General features: G+C 65.9%; 21 protein-coding genes and 1 pseudogene. 14 read left to right on the top strand and 8 right to left on the bottom strand.

The genetic code is table 11. From position 1 onward, the window contains the following. Positions 1-7: 7 nt before the first annotated feature. Positions 8-694, bottom strand: coding sequence for a glycosyl hydrolase (locus AC3ANP_RS16110; RefSeq protein WP_488331127.1), 687 nt, complete (start codon positions 692-694; stop codon positions 8-10). Between the two features lie 359 nt (positions 695-1053). On the opposite strand from AC3ANP_RS16110, the gene AC3ANP_RS16105 reads away from it, so the two are divergent. Then, positions 1054-2226 carry an ATP-grasp fold amidoligase family protein gene (locus tag AC3ANP_RS16105; protein WP_488331126.1) on the top strand — a complete coding sequence of 391 codons (1173 nt, stop codon included), beginning with the start codon at positions 1054-1056 and terminating at the stop codon, positions 2224-2226. Positions 2227-2229: 3 nt separating this feature from the next. Here the strand turns inward: AC3ANP_RS16105 and wecB are convergent, their stop codons facing one another. The 3 genes from wecB to rfbA all read right to left on the bottom strand — a co-directional run bounded on the left by wecB (position 2230) and on the right by rfbA (position 4734). After that, the gene (gene wecB, locus AC3ANP_RS16100; RefSeq protein ID WP_488331125.1) at positions 2230-3363 is read right to left on the bottom strand and encodes a non-hydrolyzing UDP-N-acetylglucosamine 2-epimerase; all 1134 of its coding nucleotides are present in this window, start codon (positions 3361-3363) and stop codon (positions 2230-2232) included. Between the two features lie 62 nt (positions 3364-3425). Beyond that, positions 3426-3722: a hypothetical protein gene (locus AC3ANP_RS16095; RefSeq protein WP_488331124.1), complete on the bottom strand. Its 297-nt coding sequence runs from the start codon at positions 3720-3722 to the stop codon at positions 3426-3428. A 148-nt stretch (positions 3723-3870) separates the two neighbouring features. Continuing rightward, on the bottom strand, positions 3871-4734 hold the full coding sequence (gene rfbA, locus AC3ANP_RS16090; RefSeq protein ID WP_488331123.1) for a glucose-1-phosphate thymidylyltransferase RfbA: 864 nt from the start codon (positions 4732-4734) through the stop codon (positions 3871-3873). A 52-nt stretch (positions 4735-4786) separates the two neighbouring features. Between rfbA and AC3ANP_RS16085 the strand changes: the two genes are divergently transcribed. Both AC3ANP_RS16085 and AC3ANP_RS16080 read left to right on the top strand, forming a co-directional pair. Continuing rightward, positions 4787-5665 (top strand): dTDP-glucose 4,6-dehydratase, encoded by an 879-nt coding sequence (locus tag AC3ANP_RS16085; RefSeq protein WP_488331122.1) that lies wholly within the window; start codon positions 4787-4789, stop codon positions 5663-5665. Positions 5666-5669: 4 nt separating this feature from the next. Then, positions 5670-7082, top strand: a complete 1413-nt coding sequence (locus tag AC3ANP_RS16080; RefSeq protein WP_488331121.1) for a sugar nucleotide-binding protein — start codon at positions 5670-5672, stop codon at positions 7080-7082. Between the two features lie 10 nt (positions 7083-7092). Here the strand turns inward: AC3ANP_RS16080 and AC3ANP_RS16075 are convergent, their stop codons facing one another. After that, positions 7093-7662 carry a YdcF family protein gene (locus tag AC3ANP_RS16075; protein WP_488331120.1) on the bottom strand — a complete coding sequence of 190 codons (570 nt, stop codon included), beginning with the start codon at positions 7660-7662 and terminating at the stop codon, positions 7093-7095. Between the two features lie 105 nt (positions 7663-7767). Between AC3ANP_RS16075 and AC3ANP_RS16070 the strand changes: the two genes are divergently transcribed. From AC3ANP_RS16070 to AC3ANP_RS16045, 6 genes and pseudogenes are all read left to right on the top strand, one after another. Continuing rightward, a complete protein-coding gene (locus AC3ANP_RS16070; protein WP_488331119.1) occupies positions 7768-8814 on the top strand; it encodes a thiamine-phosphate kinase in 1047 nt (348 codons plus the stop codon). 22 nt (positions 8815-8836) lie between these two features. Next, on the top strand, positions 8837-9916 hold the full coding sequence (locus tag AC3ANP_RS16065) for a DAK2 domain-containing protein (protein WP_488333091.1): 1080 nt from the start codon (positions 8837-8839) through the stop codon (positions 9914-9916). Beyond that, complete coding sequence (locus AC3ANP_RS16060; RefSeq protein ID WP_488331118.1) at positions 9906-12116, top strand: ATP-dependent DNA helicase RecG; 2211 nt, start codon at positions 9906-9908, stop codon at positions 12114-12116. Before AC3ANP_RS16065 ends, AC3ANP_RS16060 begins: the two co-directional genes overlap by 11 nt. Before the next feature lie 93 nt (positions 12117-12209). After that, the gene (rsmD, locus tag AC3ANP_RS16055) at positions 12210-12827 is read left to right on the top strand and encodes a 16S rRNA (guanine(966)-N(2))-methyltransferase RsmD (RefSeq protein WP_488331117.1); all 618 of its coding nucleotides are present in this window, start codon (positions 12210-12212) and stop codon (positions 12825-12827) included. A gap of 939 nt (positions 12828-13766) precedes the next feature. Next, positions 13767-15254 (top strand): carboxypeptidase regulatory-like domain-containing protein, encoded by a 1488-nt coding sequence (locus AC3ANP_RS16050; protein ID WP_488331116.1) that lies wholly within the window; start codon positions 13767-13769, stop codon positions 15252-15254. A 40-nt stretch (positions 15255-15294) separates the two neighbouring features. Further along, positions 15295-15432: pseudogene (locus AC3ANP_RS16045) on the top strand (16S rRNA (guanine(966)-N(2))-methyltransferase RsmD); the annotation flags it as partial. A 31-nt stretch (positions 15433-15463) separates the two neighbouring features. On the opposite strand, the gene AC3ANP_RS16040 reads toward AC3ANP_RS16045, so the two are convergent. Beyond that, positions 15464-16435, bottom strand: coding sequence for an ABC transporter substrate-binding protein (locus tag AC3ANP_RS16040; RefSeq protein ID WP_488331115.1), 972 nt, complete (start codon positions 16433-16435; stop codon positions 15464-15466). A gap of 204 nt (positions 16436-16639) precedes the next feature. On the opposite strand from AC3ANP_RS16040, the gene AC3ANP_RS16035 reads away from it, so the two are divergent. Next, the gene (locus AC3ANP_RS16035; RefSeq protein WP_488331114.1) at positions 16640-17131 is read left to right on the top strand and encodes a MarR family winged helix-turn-helix transcriptional regulator; all 492 of its coding nucleotides are present in this window, start codon (positions 16640-16642) and stop codon (positions 17129-17131) included. Between the two features lie 18 nt (positions 17132-17149). Here AC3ANP_RS16035 and AC3ANP_RS16030 read toward each other — a convergent pair whose 3' ends face one another. Then, a complete protein-coding gene (locus AC3ANP_RS16030; RefSeq protein ID WP_488331113.1) occupies positions 17150-17932 on the bottom strand; it encodes a spermidine synthase in 783 nt (260 codons plus the stop codon). Then, positions 17929-19134: an aminotransferase class I/II-fold pyridoxal phosphate-dependent enzyme gene (locus AC3ANP_RS16025; protein ID WP_488331112.1), complete on the bottom strand. Its 1206-nt coding sequence runs from the start codon at positions 19132-19134 to the stop codon at positions 17929-17931. The genes AC3ANP_RS16030 and AC3ANP_RS16025 overlap by 4 nt, the downstream gene beginning before the upstream one ends. A gap of 109 nt (positions 19135-19243) precedes the next feature. On the opposite strand from AC3ANP_RS16025, the gene coaD reads away from it, so the two are divergent. From coaD to rnc, 4 genes are all read left to right on the top strand, one after another. Then, positions 19244-19744, top strand: a complete 501-nt coding sequence (gene coaD, locus AC3ANP_RS16020; protein WP_488331111.1) for a pantetheine-phosphate adenylyltransferase — start codon at positions 19244-19246, stop codon at positions 19742-19744. Between the two features lie 190 nt (positions 19745-19934). Next, on the top strand, positions 19935-20459 hold the full coding sequence (locus tag AC3ANP_RS16015; protein ID WP_488333090.1) for a YceD family protein: 525 nt from the start codon (positions 19935-19937) through the stop codon (positions 20457-20459). Positions 20460-20495: 36 nt separating this feature from the next. Continuing rightward, on the top strand, positions 20496-20699 hold the full coding sequence (gene rpmF, locus AC3ANP_RS16010) for a 50S ribosomal protein L32 (RefSeq protein WP_056738282.1): 204 nt from the start codon (positions 20496-20498) through the stop codon (positions 20697-20699). Between the two features lie 21 nt (positions 20700-20720). Continuing rightward, entirely contained in the window at positions 20721-21464 is a 744-nt protein-coding gene (gene rnc, locus AC3ANP_RS16005) for a ribonuclease III (protein WP_488331110.1), read from the top strand. Positions 21465-21466 lie beyond the last annotated feature (2 nt).

Here is a 21466-nt window from a genome sequence, read left to right as displayed (position 1 = left end):
CTGGTCGCTAGAGAGATCGATACAGCTGCCCGGTCGCGGTGAGCGAGCCGTCCTTCCTAAACAGGGCCGAGGCGCCCATCACGGGGTCTCCTTCAGCCCTGGTCTTCCAGGCAAAGCGCTCCACGAACGGCATGTGGCGCAGCCCGGCTACGGTCTCGGCCATAAAGGCCATGATTTCTCTTTCCGAGTACCGGCTGGGGGAGGCGACGGTGCCCGCCCAATCCGCAACCGCGTATTCCGTGATCCAGATGGGCTTGCCGTACCGGGCATGGAGCGTCTGCACGTTGTTAAGGAACGCCTGGGCGTTTGGCGAAGCGTAGGAATGCATCGTGACGAAATCGACTCTCAGATTCTTGGCTGAAGCTTGATCCATGAACTGCTTCAGCCAGTCGCCCAGGGCATGCACGGAAGCTGGCGAGCCCAACCGTAGCCCGGACGCCTGCAACTTGGGCCAGTCAGCAATCGCCGCACCTACGCTCATTGCTGCCTGACGGGGATGGTCCGGCTCGTTGAACCCGAGCAGCTCCTTCGCGCCGGTGCTACGAACTCGCGAAACGACGTCGCCCACGGCGTTGCCGTCGACTGCTCCCTGCCCCCAAATCATCGGAACAAACCCCGGGATTCGCCGGACACCAGGATAGGTAGAACCCCACGTATAGAACCAGTTCGCGTTTAGGGAGTCGAGTTGCGCCACGCCCTGCCTTTTACCCAAGTCCAAGCCGACGCCTTTCCGTGCGCCCGCCGGGATGAGAAGGTCCGGCACGAGTGCCGGACCAGGAAGATCCGCCGGGAATTGGGTTCCACGCCCCAGGTCCATCGTGGCGCCCGCCGGGGCCGGTGCCCAAGCAGCGGCAGCCACGCCGGCTGATGACGCAAGGGAGAGCCTCAAGAAATTTCTGCGGTCCATATTCACTTCAACTCACTTCGCTCCACTGCGGCCAAGTAAAGCGCTCCCGCCCCCGGCTGACACCTTATAGTCCCACGATTTGTTCGGTGTGGCAGCAGTCCATAAGCTAGAAATTTACCGGCACAGGCTAAGAGTCGGCTGACTTTTTGGTCATAGCCAACCGAGGCCAATGGGGGCAACACTTGAATAATTTTGGACCGGCAGGATTTGACCGTGCCGATGAAGAATCGCCATTCCTGGCCTTTGTAGCCGCGGAATACCAGCGGCGGGGCACGGCGCGCCGCAAGGAACTCGCGCAAAAAATCGTTTCACACCCTTTCGTCGAGGAGCTGGGCATGCGGGTGCCCAAGCGGATTGCTATCCTCGATGACCTGCAAAACCTGAGTAGCAAGGGTCTTCCCGACATGTTCGTCCTCAAGCTGGCCGACGGCTGGTCCTCTAGGGGTGTCATGATCCTCGAGCGGACCGGCCCAGGGCAGTATTTTGACCACATGAGCCTGCAGACCTTGGACGCTAAGTCGATCATACGCATGCAAAAGGCGTCCGCGGAGTCCTTTTCGCAAAAGAAGAGCCTCTGGATCGTGGAGGAGCTTGTGGTGCACACGCTGGGGGTGGGGGCCATCCCCTTCGACTACAAGTTTTACTGTTTCCACGGCGAAGTGGGGCTCGTCGTACAGATCGACCGCAACTCCGGCCCGGTACGGATCGTCCTCTTCGACGGCGCATTCCGCCCCTTACGACAGGGACGGGACTATCTCCTCAGCGATTCGGCAAAGCCGGGAGTTCCAATCGTCCCGCTCAACGCGCCTGAAATGCTTTGGTGGGCGCAGCGTCTATCGCGCGAAGCCGACTCCCCGTTCGTGAGTATCGACATGTTCGACAGCCCAACAGGGCCGGTTTTTGGTGAATTCACCTACTCGCCGGGAGGGACGCACCGACGGATGTTTAAGTTCTCCCACGAGATTTTGGACCGGTTCGACGAACTTTTCACCAACCCGGCGCCATCGCAAGGGCAACTGGCCAGCACCCCTTTGGAGCTGCGGAAGTCCCTGGCCCACCCCGACGCTCTGGCCTACCGGGCCTGGGCAGGCTACGCGTACGGGGGTGGTCCCAGGGGCGCCGAGCGACTGCACACGTATTACCGGCAGCTTGCCGCGGACTGCGGGCCCGCCCATCCGCTCCACGGCTGGTACCGCCTGCTGAGCGGAATCTGGGCCGCCGTCCGGGACCGGCTGCGCGTTGCCAACCGTAGGATGCTAATACCTGCTCCGCCGGCAGTCGCTTCCGCGCCCGCTGGCCTGCCGGGCATCAAGACGTAAGCTTTACGCCCCGCTGAACTCCGCGAGCCGGTTGCCAACACTCAGCAGCTCTTCGATGGCCGCCACGGTGCGTGCGGCAGCCTTGCCGTCGCCGTAGGGATTTACCGCGTTAGCCATGGCCGAGAAGTGGGCAGGATCCGTCAATAGCCTGGTCACCTCACAAACGATCCGCTCTTCGTCCGTGCCGATCAGCTTCACGGTGCCGGCCCGCAGGGCTTCCGGACGCTCGGTATTGTCCCGCATCACCAACACGGGCTTACCCAAGCTGGGGGCCTCTTCCTGTACTCCACCGGAATCGGTCACGACCAGATGGGCCAGTGCGAGCATACGGGTGAATTCGCCGTAGGGGAGCGGCTCGGTGACCAGAACGTTGGGTTTGCCCTGCAGCGCCGGCAGGACGGCTTCCCGGACCGCCGGGTTCTTGTGTACCGGCAGGACTATGACTAGTTCTGGCTCGGAATCCGCGATCCGGGCCAGAGCCCGGCCGACCCCGCGCATGGCGTCGCCCTGGTTCTCCCGCCGATGTGTGGTCACCAGCAGGATTTTCCGGCCGCTTGCCGCCAGGTCCTCAAGCTGGGGGTCGGAGAAGGGGATGTCCTTGCCAACAGTGGTCAACAAGGCGTCTATAACGGAGTTCCCCGTGACGGCGATGTCCGCGGCGTTCACGCCCTCGGCGAGCAGGTTAGCCTGACTGACCGACGTTGGCGCCAGATGCAGGCTCGCGATCTGGCTGGTGATCTTGCGGTTGGCTTCTTCGGGGAACGGGGAGAAGAGGTCTCCGCTTCGGAGCCCTGCTTCCACATGGACCACGGGAATGCCGTGGTAGAACGCAGCGATGGCGGCCGCCGTCGACGTCGTGGTGTCGCCTTGGACGATCACGGCGTCCGGCTTGTCCTTCGCGAAGACTACTTCCAGGCCCTCGATGGTGCGGGTCATGATCGCGGACAGCGACTGGCGCGGCTGCAGGATTTCGAGGTCGTAGTCGGGGACGATGTCGAAAAGCTCGTTGACCTGGTCAAGCATTTCCCGATGCTGGCCGGTAACGGTGACCACGCAGCGGAACAGCGGGGACTTCTTGAGTTCGCTGATGATCGGGGCCATTTTGATGGCTTCGGGCCTGGTACCGAAGATCGGCATGATGCTGTGCAAGGAGAATCCCCCATATAAATAGTGGCAGTATAAAAGCTTATGTGCCGGTGCTAGCCGGCCAGCACCAGCGCGGCGATCAGCACCGGAATACTTACGGTGACCGCAAAGACCAGCAGCAACGCGGCCAGGCGCTTGCGCCGGTAGGCTGCGTCGGCGGCCGGGGCGGCTTTGGCGGCTCGTTTGGCGGAAAATGCGCTCGCGGCCGGCTCAACCGATTGCCGGGGCTCGCGGTACGGTACCGCACCCGGTACCAGCAGCAGGTCGGAGATGTCGTGCCGGAAGCGGCGCCGGTTCAGGTGCCGGGGCGCTGCGACCCGCAGGGGAGTGTCATCCGCGGTGTGTTCCAACGTCTGTCCTCCTCGCTCGTGCGGTAACCGTCCTGGCCGGCGCCTGATGCTGGGACGGTCTCAATTCTTGCACCTGCAACGATCAGGAGCACACTCTGCCCGCGGAGACTCGGGAATTCTTCCGCTGTCCGCCCGCGCGCAGGGACGCTTAGTCGTCGAGCAAGCCCAGGAGGTAGGAGCCGTAGCCGCTCTTTACCAGTGGCTCCGCCCGGGCGCGTAACTCGTCGTCTCCAAGGAATCCGAGCCGCCATGAAATCTCTTCCGGCGCACCAATGATCAGGCCCTGGCGTTTTTGGACCGTGCGGACAAAATTCGAAGCATCGTTAAGGTCATCGAAGGTGCCCGCGTCCAGCCACGCGGTGCCGCGGGGGAGAACCTCGACACGCAGTCGGTTCAACCCGAGATAAGCCCTATTAACGTCAGTGATTTCGAGTTCCCCGCGCGGAGACGGTTTTAATTCGCGCGCGATGTCCAGGACGTCGTTGTCGTAAAAATACAGGCCGGGGACCGCGTAGTTACTCTTCGGCACCTCAGGTTTCTCTTCAAGGGTCAGCACCTGCCCGGCGTCATCAAATTCCACCACACCGTACGCTGCAGGATTCTGCACCCAGTAGCCAAAAATCGAACCACCCGCGACGTCCGTGTACCGACGAAGCTGGGTTCCCATCCCGGGCCCGTAAAAGATGTTGTCACCGAGCACCAAGGCCACGGAGTCGGTACCCACATGATCCTCGCCGAGGATGAAAGCCTGCGCCAGCCCATCCGGGGAAGGCTGAACTTTGTAGGTGATGTTCACGCCGTATTGCCAGCCATCTCCCAGCAACCTCTGAAAAGGCTCCGCGTCGTGCGGGGCAGTGATAACCAGAATGTCGCGAATTCCCGCCAATATCAGGGTCGAAAGAGGGTAGTAGATCATGGGTTTGTCGTAAACCGGAACCAGTTGTTTGCTAGTACCGAACGTAATGGGATGCAGCCGTGAACCGGTTCCCCCGGCAAGAATGATTCCCCGCATGGGCACATTTTTCATGTCTATCGGAACAACCGCAACGGGTATGGTCTGCATTATGCAGCGACTTCTTGTCACCGGTGGCGCCGGCTTCATTGGGTCCAACTTCGTCCACTACGTACTTGAAAACACGGACCACCACGTGACCGTTCTGGACAAGCTGACGTATGCCGGCAACCTGGACTCCCTCAGGGGCCTTCCGGAGGGGCGCTTCCGGTTTGTTCAGGGTGACATCTGCGATGCCCCACTGGTCGGCACTCTGGTGGTGGATGCCGACGTCGTGGTTCATTACGCGGCGGAGTCCCAAAATGACAACTCGCTGCAGGAACCGCGCCCGTTCCTGGACACGAATATCATCGGTACCTGCACCCTGATCGAGGCCGCGCGAAAGCACGGTAGGCGGTTCCACCACATCTCCACCGACGAGGTCTACTGTGACCTGGAGCTGGACGATCCGGAGCGGTTCACCGAGAGCACCCCGTACAACCCGTCGAGCCCCTACTCGCCGACGAAGGCCGGCTCCGACCTCTGGGTGCGGTCGTTCGGGTTGCAGGCGACCATCAGCAACTGCTCGAACAATTACGGTCCATACCAGCACGTGGAGAAGTTCATCCCGCGCCAGATCACCAACGTCATTGACGGGATCCGGCCCAAGCTCTACGGGAAGGGCGAAAACCTCCGCGACTGGATCCACGCCAACGACCACTCTTCCGCCGTGCTTGCCATCATCGCCAAGGGCCGGATCGGGGAGACGTATCTGGTCGGCGCCGACGGCGAGCAGAACAACAAAGACGTGGTCGAGCTGATCCTCAAGCAGATGGGTGAGGCCCCGGACGCCTACGACCATGTCGTTGACCAGCCGTACCGGGAGAACGAGGACTGGTGGCGGCCGCAGAAAGCCGCGACCGAAGCCAAATACACGGAACAGGGCCAGTAACACCATGCCGATCGAGTTCTCGAAGAAGCTCACTGCCCACGAAACCCCTATCCCCGACGTCGTCCTGTACGACCTGCCGGTCCACGGCGATAACCGCGGCTGGTTCAAGGAGAACTGGCAGCGGGACAAGATGGTCGCCCTCGGTCTGCCGGATTTCCGGCCCGTGCAGAACAACATCTCCTTTAACGAGAAGGCCGGCACCACCCGCGGGATCCATGCCGAACCGTGGGACATGTTCATCTCCGTGGCCACCGGCAGGATCTTCGGCGCCTGGGTGGATCTGCGTGAAGGGCCGACTTTCGGCGCGGTGTTTACGGCCGAACTGGACCCCGGCCAGGCCATTTTCATCCCCCGGGGAGTGGGCAACGCGTTCCAGACGCTGGAGGATGGCACGGCGTACACCTACCTGGTCAATGACCACTGGTCCGCGGACGCCCAGGGCCAGTACACGTTCCTGAACCTCGCCGACGAGACCGCCGCCATCGCCTGGCCCATTCCCCTGGACCGGGCCGAACTGTCCGAGAAGGACAAGGCACACCCCCGCCTGGCCGAGGTCACACCGATGCCGCCGAAAAAGATCCTGGTGCTCGGCGCCGACGGGCAGCTCGGCAACGCGTTGCGTGCGGCGTACGAGGGCAATCCATCCGTTGAGTTCGCCGGCCGGGGCGAGTTTGACCTCAGCAGCGGGGAGGAATTTGCCGGGCGCAACTGGAAGAACTACTCCGCGATCATCAACGCGGCCGCCTACACCGCCGTGGATGCCGCCGAGACCGACGAGGGCCGCAGGATGGCCTGGGACGTGAACGTGGCTGCCGTGGCGCGGCTGGCCCGGACCGCAGTCGAACACGACCTCACCCTGGTGCACGTGTCCTCCGACTACGTCTTCGACGGCACCCAGGAGGTCCACACCGAGGACGAGGCTTTCTCCCCGCGGGGCGTGTACGGCCAGACCAAGGCCGCCGGAGACGCCGTCGTCAGCGTGGTGCCGCGCCACTACATCGTGCGCACCAGCTGGGTGATCGGGGAGGGCAACAACTTCGTCCGCACCATGGCGTCCCTCGCCGCCCGCGGCATCGAACCGTCCGTGGTCAACGACCAGATTGGACGCCTGAGCTTCACCCAGGACATTGCTGCGGGGATCCGGCACTTGCTCGAGACGGGCTCGCCCTACGGCACCTACAACGTCAGCAACGCAGGGGAACCGCAGTCCTGGGCGGACATCGCCGCCGACGTGTACGAACTGGTGGGCAAACCGCGGGACGCCGTCACCGGCGTCAGCACCGAAGAGTACTTCCGCGGGAAAAAAGTCTCACCGCGCCCGGAGAACAGCGTGCTGGACCTGAGCCGCGTCACAGCCGCGGGCTTCGAGCCTTCACCGGCCCACAAGAGGCTCCTCGACTACATCAGCGGGCTGTAAGTGGACAGCCCTAGGAGCATTCCGGCCGCAGCGACACGTCGATCAGGCCGCCGGTTTCAATCACGAACCGCCGCAACCACTGGCCCAGGGAGAAGTCCGGGTGCGAGGCGACCATCTGGACCTCCGCCGTCGTGCACTGCCCCATCAGCCGCCCGGCCCGGGTGAGGTGATAGCTGGAGGTCACCACCGTGATGGACTTCCACCCGTTGGCGGCCACCAGCTTGCGGATGGCCTGCGCCTCGCCGCGCGTGTCGTAGTCGCCCGGGGTGAAGCAGACCAGGGCGGCATTCGGGAACTGCGCCGTATTGCAGGCCTCGTCGGCCAGCCTGTTGCCCCTGGTGTCTGTGTGCGAGAGCGCCAGCACCGGTGCGCCGAGTTCCTGCTGCAGGCGCTGCGCCACCGGTAGCCGTTCGGAAGCGGCGCCGCCCAGCATGATCACCGCATCGGTCCGGTGCACGCTCAGCGGATCCACGTTGACGAACAATTGAAAGGCAATGATCAGCCACAGCACGGCCCCGCCGGCGAGGAAAGCCAACGACTGTGCCACCACAGGCGGCATCGCGGGCAAAAGTCGGGGCATGCGTAAGAGTTTTGCACGTGCGCCCGTAAGCGCGAAATACGGCAGCCCGGAGTGCCGCGGCAGGCACCCGGCGCCATTGTCACCCCCGCGCGGTAGCGTAAGGCTGTGCCAGAACCACTCACCCCGCCGCCCCTGACCGCCGGAACCCTGACGGTCGCCGACCTCTCCGAGTCCGAGTTGCTCGCCCGGATCTTCCCGCGCCTGCACGGCGGGGACAGCAGCACGCTGCTGCTGGGCCCGGGCGACGACGCAGCGATCGTGGCCGCGCCGGACGGCCGCGCACTGGTCAGCATCGACACCCAGGTGGTGGACCAGGACTTCCGGCTCGAGTGGAACAACGGCTACCGGACGCCCGGCTACGACGTCGGCTGGAAAGCCGCCGCCCAGAACCTCAGCGACATCAATGCGATGGGCGCCCGCGCCACGTCCCTGGTGGTCAGCCTCACCATGCCGGGCACGACGCCGGTGTCCTGGGTGGAGGACTTCGCCGACGGGCTCAGCGCGGGCATCCGGGAGCTCGGCGCCGCGGGCTGCGCGGTGGCCGGCGGAGACCTGGGCCGCGGCCGCGAACTGGCCGTCAGCGTTGCCATCCTCGGCAGCCTGGACGGGGCGCCGCCCGTGCTGCGCTCCGGTGCCCGCCCGGGGGACATTGTGGCGCTCGCCGGCACCGTCGGGCGCGCCGCCGCCGGCCTGGCCCTGCTGGAATCCGCCACGCCGGTGGCAGCCCTCACCGAGGAACAACGCGCCCTGATGGACACCCAGTGCCGGCCCCGGCCGCCGCTGGCCGCCGGCCCGCTGGCCCGGGAAAACGGCGCGACGGCCCTGATGGATATCTCCGACGGCCTCATCCGTGACGGGCAGCGGCTGGCCAGGGCCAGCCACGCCGTCCTAGCCCTGGACCCTGAGGCGCTCCAAGGGCTCGCCGCTCCGCTGCGGCCGGCCGCCGACCTGCTCGGCACGGACCCGCTGGACTGGGTCCTGGGCGGCGGCGAAGACCACGGACTGCTGGCAACCTTCCCGCCGGACATTCAGCTGCCACACAGTTTCACTGCGATAGGCTCGGTAAAGACGCCTGCCACGACTGACAGCGCAGGCGTGACAATAGCGGGCCGGCCCGCGGACACTGTGGGATGGGATCACTTTGCAGACTAAGATTGCCGCCAACGCGCAAGCGATGAAGCGGTGGTTGGGCAAGGCGGAAACAACGCTCGGAAACCACAGCGACCGCCTGAACGCCATCAACATCTTCCCCGTCGCGGACGGCGACACCGGCACCAACCTCTACCTCACGGTGCGCGCCGCCGCCCGGGCGCTCCAGGACGTGCCCACGGAGACCACCGCCCTCCCGGTGCTCAACGCCGGCATCCCGGTGGTCCACGTGGGGCCGCCGGACCCGGCGCAGAACGACGTCGGCGCCATCCTCGCCCGGGCCGGCCAGGCCGCGATCGAACAGGCCCGCGGGAACTCCGGCACGCTCTTTGCCGTGTTCCTCTGCGCCGCCGCCGAACCACTCGCCGGGCACGCCAGGCTCAGCTCAGCCCTGCTGGCGGCCGCCCTGCACCGCGCCCAGATCCGCGCCTGGTCCGCCTTGAGCGACCCGGTTCCCGGAACCATGCTCTCGGTGATGGAAGCGGCGGCGCAGGCCGTTGCCGCCGTCGACGCCGAACACGACGGCGACGACAGCAACCACACGCTGGGACTGGCCCTCGACGCCGCCCTCGAGGCGGCCGTCGCCGCCGTCGTCCACACCGAGGACCAGCTCGAAGCGCTGCACGCCGCGCACGTGGTCGACGCCGGCGGCGTCGGAATGCTCCTGATCCTGGACTGCCTGCGCTCCGCCGTGCTCGGCGAGGAACTCCAGGACAACCTGCTCGACGGCCTGCACGGTTACGGGGTGCAGGCCCCACACATCCACACCGCCATGCCCCGCGACGAAGGCGTGGAGGTCATGTGCACCATCACGCTCGCGCCGCTGGAAGCAGCCACGCTGAGGCAACGCCTCGACGAACTGGGCCAGTCGGTCATCATGAGCCAGGTGGGCGGTGACGCGGACCCCAACGGGGCCTACCGCTGGCGCGTCCACGTGCACGTCCCGGACGCCGAACCCGCCCTCGTCCTGATCCGCTCGCTCGGTGAACCGTCCGACCTGACCGTCAGCGACCTTGCCCTGCCGGAGGAGCCCGACTCTCTCCCCGCGGAAACGGTTCCCGGCGCCCAGCCCCGCAGCACGGACCTCGACGGACATGAACGCTGAACTTGAACTTGGCCTGGACCGGCGGATCGGCAAGCGCTCCGCGGCCGTCATTGAAAAGCACCTGGGCATCAGCACCGTCGGCGGCCTGCTGAATTACTTCCCCCGCCGCTACCTGAACCGCGGTGAACTGACCCCCATCAGCGAGGTCCCGCTGGACGAGGAAGTCACCCTCATTGCACGGGTGGTCTCCAGCAGCACCAGGTCCATGCGTGCCCGCAAGGGAACGCTGACCGACGTCGTCATCACCGACGACGCCGGCACCATCAAGGTGAGCTTCTTCAACGCCTACCGGGCCAAGGCTGAGCTGCTGCCGGGCCGGCGCGTCCTGTTCTCCGGCAAGGTCACCCGCTACGCCGGCTCCCTGGGCCTGACCAACCCGCAGTACCAGCTGCTCGACGAGGACCCGGACGTCCCGGGCATGGACCCGGAGAAGCTCGCCGCGATGCCCGTCCCCATCTACCCGGCCACCGCCAAGCTGACCAGCTGGTCCATCCAGAAGGTCATCGCGACACTGCTGGAGACCGCCGAACTGGACCGCCTGGACGACCCGCTGCCCGCTCCGATTGCCGCGCGGGAGAAATTCCTCCCGGTCGCCGAGGCGTACCGGCTGATCCATACGCCGCAGACCCCGGCCGACTGGCAGCGCGCCCGGGACCGCTTCCGTTACCAGGAAGCCCTGGTGCTGCAGTCCGCCCTCGCCCGCCGCCGCGCCCAGCTGGCGGCCGAGGAAGCAACCGCGCGCCGGCCCGTCCAGGCCGGGCTGCTCACCGCCTTCGACCGGCAACTGCCGTTCACCCTGACCGCCGGCCAGGCCGCCGTCGGCAAGACCCTGGCCGAGGAACTGGCCCAGGACTCGCCGATGAACCGGCTGCTGCAGGGTGAAGTGGGCTCCGGAAAGACCATCGTGGCGCTGCGGGCCATGCTGCAGGTGGTCGACGCCGGGGGACAGGCAGCGCTGCTGGCGCCCACCGAGGTCCTCGCCGCGCAGCACTACGAATCCATCCGGCGCACCCTGGGCCCGCTCTCCCGCGACGGCCTGCTCGGCGGCCTCGGCCCGGACTCGGTCCAGGTCACGCTGCTGACCGGCTCCATGCCCACCGCCGCGCGGAAACAGGCCATGCTGGACGCCGCCGCCGGGACCGCCGGGATCATCATCGGCACGCACGCCCTGCTCAGCGACAACGTCTCCTTCTACGACCTGGGCCTGATCGTGGTGGACGAACAGCACCGCTTCGGCGTCGAACAGCGCGACGTGCTGCGGTCCAAGGCCAGCAAACCGCCGCACCTGCTGGTCATGACCGCCACACCCATCCCGCGGACCGTCGCCATGACCGTGTTCGGCGACCTGGAAACCTCCGTCCTGGACGAACTGCCCGCCGGCCGCGCCCCCATCTCCACCCACGTGGTGGGCCTCGCCGAGCACCCGGCCTGGGCCACCCGGATCTGGTCCCGATCCCGCGAGGAGATCGACGCCGGGCACCAGGTCTATGTCGTCTGCCCCAAGATCGGCGCCGACGACGACGGCGACTTCAGCCCGGGGGAGGCCGAGCCCAGCGACGCCGACCTGGCCGAGACCGGGGCACGCGAACTCGCCTCCGTCACCGGGGTGCTCGAACAGCTGCGGGACGAACCGGCGCTGTCCGGTGTTCCGGTGGCGCCGCTGCACGGACGCCAGGACCCGGTCCTGAAATCGGAGACGATGGCGTCCTTCACCGCCAACCAGACCAAGCTGCTGGTCTCCACCACCGTGATCGAGGTGGGCGTGGATGTGCACAACGCGACGCTGATGGTGATCCTGGACGCGGACCGGTTCGGCATCTCCCAGCTGCACCAGCTCCGCGGCCGGGTGGGCCGCGGCGGCCTGCCCGGCACGTGCCTGCTGGTCACCACCCTGGAACCCGGTCACCCCAGCCGGCGGCGGCTGGACGCCGTGGCGGCCACCACGGACGGCTTCGAACTGTCCCAGGAGGACCTCAAGCTGCGCCGCGAAGGCGACATCCTGGGCGCTTCCCAGTCCGGCGGCCGCTCCACCCTGAAGCTGCTAAGGGTCCTGGAGCACGAGGACCTGATCGCCCGCGCCCGCCAGGATGCCCAGGCGATCGTCGGCGCGGACCCGGACCTTGACAGCCACGCCGCTCTCGCCGCGGCCATCGACCACTACCTGAACCCCGAGAAGGAGGCGTTCCTTGAACGTGGCTAGGAACGTGCCTGGGAACCCGGCCGGCGCGGCAGGCGGAAACCCCGGCGGCTCAGCCGGCAGATTAGCCGGCAGCTCAGCCGGCGGAGTCCGGCGATGAGCCGCATCATTGCCGGCGCGGCTGGCGGGACACCGCTAACCAGTGTGCCCGGATCCCTGACCCGGCCCACCACGGACCGGGTCAAGGAGGCGCTCTTTTCGCGGCTGGATGCCTTCGAGGTCATCGCGGACGCCCGGGTGCTTGACCTGTATGCCGGAGCCGGTTCGCTCGGCGTCGAGAGTGCCAGCCGCGGGGCCCTGGCCGTTGACCTGGTGGAATCCGACGGCAAAGCCAGCGAGGTCTGCCAGCGGAACGCGGACCTGGTGAACACCGTGGCGGGACGCAAGGTCGTCTCCGTGCACCGTTCCAAGGTGGAGCCGTTCCTGGAACGGGCGGCCGAGGGCGCCCGCTGGGACCTGGTCTTCCTGGACCCGCCCTACCCGCTGGAGGAACCTGCCCTGGCGGCCGTGCTGGCCAAGCTGCTCCCGCACCTGGCCGAGGGCGCCGTCGTCGTGGTGGAACGTTCCGCCCGCACCCCGGAGCCCAGCTGGCCGGAGGGCCTGGAACGGTTCGCGGAGAAGAAGTACGGCGAAACCAGGCTCTGGTTCGCCGAGCCTGGCGTGGCGGCCGCGGAGGCCGACGTCGCTGAGCCCGGTGACGGGGGCGCCGGCTAGTTTCTCCGCCAGACGACCCCATTCGACCCGGTTTCCCATTAGAGGTTTGGAGCACTAAAGCGTTGCTGCCTTTTGGATGCGGCGTGAACCAACAGGGATTGGGCGCGAATACAGGTAGTAACTACTCATACCGGAATGACCACGGGTTGGTAATTTGGCGGCAGCGCTAAACTCGCATCGTATTCGTTAACGGTAAAGCCCGCCGCCCTAATCTCGGCAGCGCCGAAGGACTTGATGACTGTGACCTGCTGCCATTAGTCCTCCAGAAGCCGTTCACGCATTCGGAAGGCAATTCCGTCGCTGCAACACGGCAGGCACAATTCAGGGGGACAAATGTCAATGTTTACGGTCGGCGCCATACTTCGCGTTTTCAGTTCGACACGCAGCCTAGAGCGGTTCGCAGAGGAGAAGTACGGCGAGACCAGGCTCTCTCTGGTTCGCCGAGCCCGGCGTGGAGGCCACTGACTAAGGGGCTAGGGCGTTCAAGAACAATCCAAGGTTTGGACTGCGGTCATGATTAGACTCACAACATCGCCACGATTCAGCGATGGGCGGCTGGTAACCATATTGGGGGCAAACATGTTTGGCGTTGGACAGACGTGGCTTAAGCGGTTGGCTATCACGTTGGCGGTTGCTACCGCACTTGTGCTGGTTGAAGGTCCCCGGGTGACGGCAGCTGTGGACACATCGACTGCGAGTATCAGCGGCACTGTGAAGATTGGCCCAGGGGTCAACGCTAATTCAGCCTACGTGCACGTGGTACGCGCAGATGCAGCAGACTGGGGCGCCGGTATGGTGACCGTCCTGGGGACAGCGCCGGACGGAACGTACACAGCAGCTGGTTTGCGGGCCGGCCGCTATAAACTGGCTTTCTCTGAATTTTCGTCGAGCGCAGAAGGCCAGTGGTACAGCAACGCATCGTCCTTCAAGAGCGCAACCGTGATCTCCCTAGATGTGGGCCAAAATCTCACCGGCATCAATGCCACAGTCGTGAAGCGGGCCACGATCAGCGGAAAGATCACCACACCGCCAGGAACGATTGCCGGCTCAACACATGTATACGCTTATAAGGGTGACTTGGCTTCGCCGGAGGAGAGCTCCGTGGTCAGCGCGTTCGTGTCAACTGACGGCACCTACACGCTCTCCGGTCTCGGAGCCGGCAAGTACAAGCTAAAATTCTTCGCTTATGGCTCCGACGCTGTGGACCAGTGGTACAACAATGCTGCGACTTTCGAGACGGCCACGCCCGTGGCCGTCGCAACCGGGCAGGACATTACCGGCGTCAACGCCGCCCTCATCCGCGGTGCCACAGTCAGCGGCAAGGTCATGGCGCCACCCGGCATCGACCTGGCTGCCGTGAGCGTCGAAGCGGCCAACCCCGACGGCAGCAGCAACCCGGCCAGCACCGCTTCCGTCGACGCCGAGGGGGCGTTTAGGGTGACCGGGCTGGCCACTGGCAGTTACAAACTGGTGTTCCGAGGCGGGGGTGCGTTGGACCAGTGGTACAAAGATGCTACCTCCTTTGACACTGCTACGGCCCTATCCGTCACCACCGGGCAAGACATCACCGGAATCAACGCCACGCTTGTCAAGGGCGCCACCATCAGCGGGAAGATTACAGCCCGGCCTGGCGTGGATCCGTCCAGCGGTATCGTCTGGGCCTACAACACAAGCAACGGATTTTCGGGCGGTACTGCCTCAATCGCGGCGGACGGAACGTATAAGGTGGTCGGGCTGTCCGCCGGCACGTACATGGTGAGATTCGTCGTAATCGGCTCCGGCGCGGGAGAGGGGTGGTACGGCGGCCCCACCGTTGATAGTGCGACGCCTGTGACATTGACGGCAGGCATGGAAAGAACGTCGATCGACTTCACCGTGGCGCTGGCTCTTACGGCGCCTGTTCCGACCGTCACCGGGACGGCGAAGGTCGGTTCGATCCTGACTGCGGCGGCGGGAACCTGGGGGCCGGCGCCGGTGGCGTTGGCGTATCAGTGGAAGGCCAATGGTGTTGCCGTCCTCGGCGCGACGGCCGCTACTTACAAGCCCGTGGCCGCCGATACAGGCAAGACCCTGACGGTGACCGTGACCGGGACCAAGGCCGGCTACACCACCGCCTCGAAGACCTCCGCCGCCACGGCGGTAGTCGTGGCCGTGGCGCTGGCTCTTACGGCGCCTGTTCCGACCGTCACCGGGACGGCGAAGGTCGGTTCGATCCTGACTGCGGCGGCGGGAACCTGGGGGCCGGCGCCGGTGGCGTTGGCGTATCAGTGGAAGGCCAATGGTGTTGCCGTCCTCGGCGCGACGGCCGCTACTTACAAGCCCGTGGCCGCCGATACAGGCAAGACCCTGACGGTGACCGTGACCGGGACCAAGGCCGGCTACACCACCGCCTCGAAGACCTCCGCCGCCACGGCCCGCGTTGCTTGATGTTGCCAGGGGCGTTCTCCTAAAGCGCAGAGTTAGATGCTGCGCCGTCGTCGTGGTGGAACGTTCCGCCCGCACCCCGGAGCCCAGCTGGCCGGAGGGCCTGGAGCGGTTCGCGGAGAAGAAGTACGGCGAGACCAGGCTCTGGTTCGCCGAGCCCGGCGTGGCGGCCGCGGACTAGGCCCCACGCCGGACCGGCATGCACCGGACGGTTACTTCAGGATGGTGCCGGAAACGTCAGGCTTCGAGGGCACAATCCCGTACTTGGCCATCAGGTCGCCCAGCTTGCCGAGGGTGGGCTCGTCCACCTTCCCGTCGAACGCCTCCAGCCGCAGGTCCTTGGCGACCGCCTCCGGCATCTTCATGAACCCGGGCAGCAGCGCACGGACCTTGTCCGGGTTCGCCTGCGCCATGGACAGCGTCTCCGTTATGGCTGCCTTGAAATCCGCGACGACCTGCGGGTTCTGCTGCGCGTAGTTGCCGCTGGTGAAGGTGACCATGGTGGGCAGGCCCGGAAGCGCCTCCTGGTTGTTGTAGGTGACCAGCGTGTTGCCCTCCGCCAACAGCTTGGAGAGGAACGGTTCTGGAACCCAAACCGCATCCACGTTGCCCTGGGCAAGCTGGGCGCCCATGTCCTGGAACGGCAGCTCAAGGAACTTGACCGCGTTCGGATCGCCGCCCTGTTTGGCCACGACCTCCTTGATGGTCAGGTCGCCCTGGGCATTGATGGTGTTGACCGAGACCTTCTTGCCCGCAAGGTCCTTGGCCGAGGTGATGCCGGAGCCCGCTTTTGCCACCACGCCGTTGATGTCCTTGCCGGTGGGGAGCGAGTTCGAATAGCCCGAGACGATCTTCATGTCCAGGCCCTTGTTCTTGGCCAGCAGCACGGACAGCGGGTTGCCGACGGAGAAGTTCATGGTGCCGGTGGAGACCGCCGGGAGCATCGCGGCCCCGCCCTGGCCGCTCTGCAATTCGACCTTCAGCTTGTGCTTGGCAAAGATCCCCTCGTCGATGCCCAGCTGCACGGCGGCCGACGGCGCAATCGAGATCACTCCGACGCTGATGTTTCGCAGGCCTTCCCCGCTGGCAGCGGCGGAGCCGGAACCCGAGGGCGATCCGCCGCCGCAACCCGAGAGCAGCAGCGCCGCGGCAACGCCGGCAACGGCAAACTTAAGTCTCTTCATAACAGTCCACTTCCTTGGGGCGCGAGTTATCCGACGAGTGCGGGCGACGAAGCTGGGAGCCGCACCGCCGGGGTGTATAAATGACAACCCATATAGTTGATCTTGTCAATGATAATTTCTTCAACGGTTTGCGGGATGCCGTCAGGCGCCCGGTATGGTTGGAGCCGTTAAACTTTCCGGAGTACCCAGGAGCAGCGAGGACAAGTGGCCGAGTCAACCCAGCCGGGCGATCAGCCGTGCGGGAGTGCACCGCCCGAGGCCGGCACGGACCGGCTGCTCGCCGCCAACCTGGTCCATGAAATTGAGTTCCTCGCGGCCCGCGCACGCTCCCTCGGCAGCGGCAACGCGAACGCGAGGCTGGCCCCGCTGGACCTCAAGGTCCGCTCCTATTCGGTGCTGGCGATGGCCTGCAGCGATACGGAACCCTCGCAGCGTGAACTTGCCGAATTCCTGCGCCTGGACCCCAGTCAGATCGTCGCGCTGGTTGACACGCTGGAGCAGCGCGGGCTGGTGCTGCGGGCCCCGGACCCCCGGGACCGGCGGTCCAAGGTCATTCGTCCCACGCCCGCCGGCCTTGAGCTGCACCGGCGCGCGGCAGTGGCTGTGCGGGAAGCGGAAGAGGTCTCGCTGGCGGCCCTGGCGGGACCGGAACGGGATCAGCTACGGATTCTGCTGCGAAAGATCGCGTTCGGATGAATCCGGCGGCCTGGCGGCTCAGCCCGCCAGGACGTCCAGTTCGACGCCGGCCAGCACCTTCGCCGGGTGCGGTCCGCGGGCGGTCAGCGCCGCCGTCCACGCATCCGGCCACGGACCCTGGGTGCCGGCCAGGATGATGTTGCCGGGGTGCCGGCCGGCGAACATACCGGCTTCCGCGAAGGCCGCCACGTCCGCCATGGCCCGGCGCAGCGCCGTGACCTGGCTGCGGACCAGGGTGAGGCCGGGTTCATCGCCGACGTTGACCACCAGGATGCCCCGCGGCGTCAGCAGGGCTGCGGCTTCCCGGTAGAACCCGGTGGAGGCTAGATGTTCCGGCGCCTCCGGACCCGAGAAGATGTCCAGGATCACGACGTCGAAGCGAAGCTGGGTGGGCAGCTTGGCCAGCGACTCGCGGGCGTCGCCGATCAGCGTGTGCAGCTGAGTGCCCTCCGGCAGCGGGAGCTGCTGCAGCACGAAGTCCAGCAGCTCCCGCTCCAGTTCCACCGCATACTGCACGGATCCCGGCCGGGTCGCCTGGATGTAGCGCGCCAGGGTCAGGGCGCCGGCACCGAGGTGCAGTGCGGTGATCGGCTCGCCCCAGGGCGCCGCGAGATCCACCAGGTGCCCGATCCGGCGCAGGTACTCGTAGAAAATCTCGCCCGGGTCCGCCGGGTCAACGTGGGACTGCTCGGCGCCGCCGATGCTCAGCACGTACCCGCCGTCGGTATAGGTGTCCGGTTCGATCACGGCATGCTGGCCGGTGGTCCGCAGATACCGCGCGACGGACCGGTCGGCGCTCACAGCCTGTCCCGGAGGGTGGAGAGGCGTTCCGCGGCCTCCTCCAGGACGTAGGTCTTCTTACAGAAGGCAAAGCGGAGCAGGCTCCGGGTCCGTTCCGCGCCTTCGGCGTGGCAGAAGACCGGGACCGGGATGGCGGCGACGCCGACCAGTTCCGGCAGCCGGCGGGCCAGGTCCACGGAATCGGTAATCCCCAGCGGTGCGGTGTCCACGTTCACGAAGTAGGTCCCCTGCGGGGTGTAGACCTCCAGGCCGGCTGCGCGGAGCCCTTCGCTGAGGATGTCCCGCTTGAGCCGCAGGGTGTCGGCGATGCCGGCGTAAAACTCGTCCGGCAGGCCCAGGCCCACCGCGATCGCGCTTTGGAACGGGGTACCGGAGCTGTAGCTGAGGAACTGCTTCACCGTCCGGGCCGCGGATACCAGGTGCTCCGGACCGCTGAGCCAGCCGATTTTCCAGCCCGTGAAGGAAAAGGTCTTCCCGGCGGAGGAGATGGTCAGCGTGCGCTCGGCCGCGCCCGGCAGGGTGGCGATCGGCACGTGGTCGACGCCGAAGGTGAGGTGTTCGTAGACCTCGTCGGTGAGAATGACGGCGTCGTGCCGGGCCGCGAGTTCCACGATGCGCTCCAGGACCTCGCGGGGGAACACCGCGCCGGTGGGGTTGTGCGGGTTGTTGACCAGCACGACCTTGGTGCGGTCGCTGAAGGCGTCGGCCAGGGCGTCGAAGTCCGGCATGAAGTCCGGAGCCAGCAGCGGGGCAGTGACGTGCCGGGCGCCGGCCAGGCCGATGATGGCGCCGTAGGAATCGTAAAAGGGCTCGAACGTGAGAACCTCGTCGCCCGGCCCCACCAGGGCGAGCAGCGCTGCAGCGATGGCTTCCGTGGCGCCGGTCGTGACGACGATTTCCGTCTGCGGATCCGGGGTCAGCCCGTAAAACCGTTCCTGGTGCAGGGAGATGGCCTCCCGTAGTTCCAGGATGCCCTTCCCGGGGGCGTACTGGTTGGCGCCCAGGGCGATCGCGGCCTGGGCCGCGTCCTTGATTTCGGCCGGGCCGTCCTCGTCCGGGAAACCCTGGCCCAAGTTGATGGCCCCGGTCTGCAGCGCCAGGGTGGTCATTTCTTCAAAGATGGTCACACCCAGGCCGCCGCCGGGGGAGAGCAGGTTGGCTCCCGTGGCGGCGCGCTGCCAGGGCGACAGCTGCCCGGTCACCGGGTTCCCTCCGCGTCGGTCCGTCCGGTGGGCATCGCCGGGGCGATCGTGGATGCTGGCATGTCGCCATGCTATCCCGGCGGCACGGCCGATGCGGTAGGTTCGAAACATGAGACGCGCCGTATGCCCTGGCTCCTTTGACCCCATCCACAACGGTCACCTGGAAGTCATCGCCCGCGCCGCCAGCCTCTTCGACGAGGTGATCGTGGCGGTATCGACCAACTACGCCAAGAAGTACCGCTTCGACCTCGACGAACGCCTCGAGATGGCCCGGGAAACGCTGGCGTCGCTGCGCGGCATCGTGGTCGAACCCGTGGGACCGGGCCTGCTCGCCGAGTACTGCCGGCAGCGCGGCGCCTCCGCGATTGTGAAGGGCCTCCGGTCCTCCTCCGACTTTGACTACGAGCTGCCGATGGCCACCATGAACCGCCAGTTGACCGGCGTCGAGACCGTGTTCCTGCCGGCCGAGGGCCACTACCTGCACCTGTCCTCCACCCTGATCAAGGAGGTCTTCACCCTGGGCGGGGACGTCTCCGACTTCGTGCCCCGGTCCGTGCTGAAACGGCTGCGGTCCGGCGAGCCGGGCCAGGAACCGCCGCGCAGAGGGTAAGCTTGATCGGTACTCGGCGGCCTGCTGCCTTGGGTGCGGCCACGTCCGGGCCTTCCGTGCTGGCCTTCCGCGCCGGCCTTCCGTCCCGGAGGGTTCGTCCGGTTTGAGTCCGCCCGGAAGTTCAGGCTAAGATGGTACGTCGGTCATATGTTCAACAGGAGTTCTCATTAAACGAGATGCTAGTTCGCCCCTGGCGTTCGACGTCAAGGACCTCGGACGCAGTCCGGGAACCATGCGGACACTGAAGGAACATGTCCCCGCACCAAGTGACCTTGGTGTGGCGCTCATTGGGGTGCAGGAAGGCTCGGATGTCGAGCTGGACCTGCGGCTTGAGGCCGTACACGAAGGAATTCTGGTATCGGGTACCGCAATCGTCAGCGTAACCGGCGAATGCGGTCGATGCCTGGATCCCCTTGCGTATGACCAAGAGGTCAATGTGCAAGAACTTTTCTTCTATGGGGAGGCTGAATTCCCGGATGAAGAAGACGAACAAGAGCAACGTCGAGTAGAGCACGATCTGATCGATCTTGAGCCGGTGTTGCGGGACGTAGTAGTAACAATGCTGCCGTTCCAGCCGGTGTGCCGGGAAGACTGCCAGGGCCTTTGCTCCGAATGCGGAGTACGCCTGGAAGACGAGCCGGGGCACCACCACGAGGTCGTAGATCCTCGCTGGGCTGCCCTAGCCGACTTGGCTAAGCCTGACCGGCAAAACTGATTTGTAAGTGTTGGACTAGAGAGAAATGAGTTAGCCGTGGCTGTTCCCAAGCGGAAAATGTCTCGCTCGAATACCCGCGCCCGCCGCTCCCAGTGGAAGGCAACCGCCCCCCACCTGGTGAAGACCGTGGAAAACGGCCAGGTTGTGTACAGCCTGCCGCACCAGGCAAAGGTCGTTACCGACTCGGCTGGCACCGCGCTGTTCCTTGAGTACAAGGGCCGCAAGGTCGCAGACGTCTAATCCGCCAACTGGCTGACTAAGATGTCTTCAATTGAAGAGCTTCTGAAGCGTCTCGGTGTCTCTATTGACGCCGGGACGCTTCGTCTTGCTCTGACACACCGTTCCTACGCCTACGAAAACGGCGGCATTCCCACCAACGAACGGCTTGAGTTCCTGGGTGACTCCATCCTGGGCTTCTCCGTCACCGACGCGCTGTACCGGGACAACCCGGAACTGCCCGAAGGCGACCTCGCGAAGCGGCGCTCCGCCGTCGTCAGCACCCGCGCGCTGGCCGGCATCGGCCGGAGCATCGGGCTGGGGGAGTTCATCTACCTCGGCCAGGGCGAGAAGCTGACCCAGGGGAAGAACAAGGCCTCCATCCTGGCGGACACCATGGAGGCGCTGATCGGCGCCACCTACCTGTCCAACGGGCTGGAAACAGCCCGGCAACTGGTCATGCGTTTGGTGGGCCCGCTGCTCGAGGACGCCGCCGCGCTCGGCGCCGGCACCGACTGGAAGACCAGCATCCAGGAGCTGGCGGCCAGCCGCCAGCTCGGCACCATCAACTATGCGGTGGAAGGCTCCGGCCCGGACCACGCACGCTCCTTCGAGGCCGTGCTGCGGATCGGCGGGACCGACTACGGCAGCGGTTCCGGAAACTCCAAGAAGGAAGCCGAACAGGAAGCCGCCGCCGACGCCTGGCGCCGGCTCACGGTACCGGCCGAGGCCGCCGAAACCAGCGCCGAAACCCGCGCCGAAGTCAAAATGCCGCAGTCCGGCAGCTAGGC

Source organism: Arthrobacter sp. JB02-1C (assembly GCF_057748045.1).
Note: the sequence above shows the minus strand (reverse complement) of the source record. Positions and strands in the feature narration are given on the sequence as shown.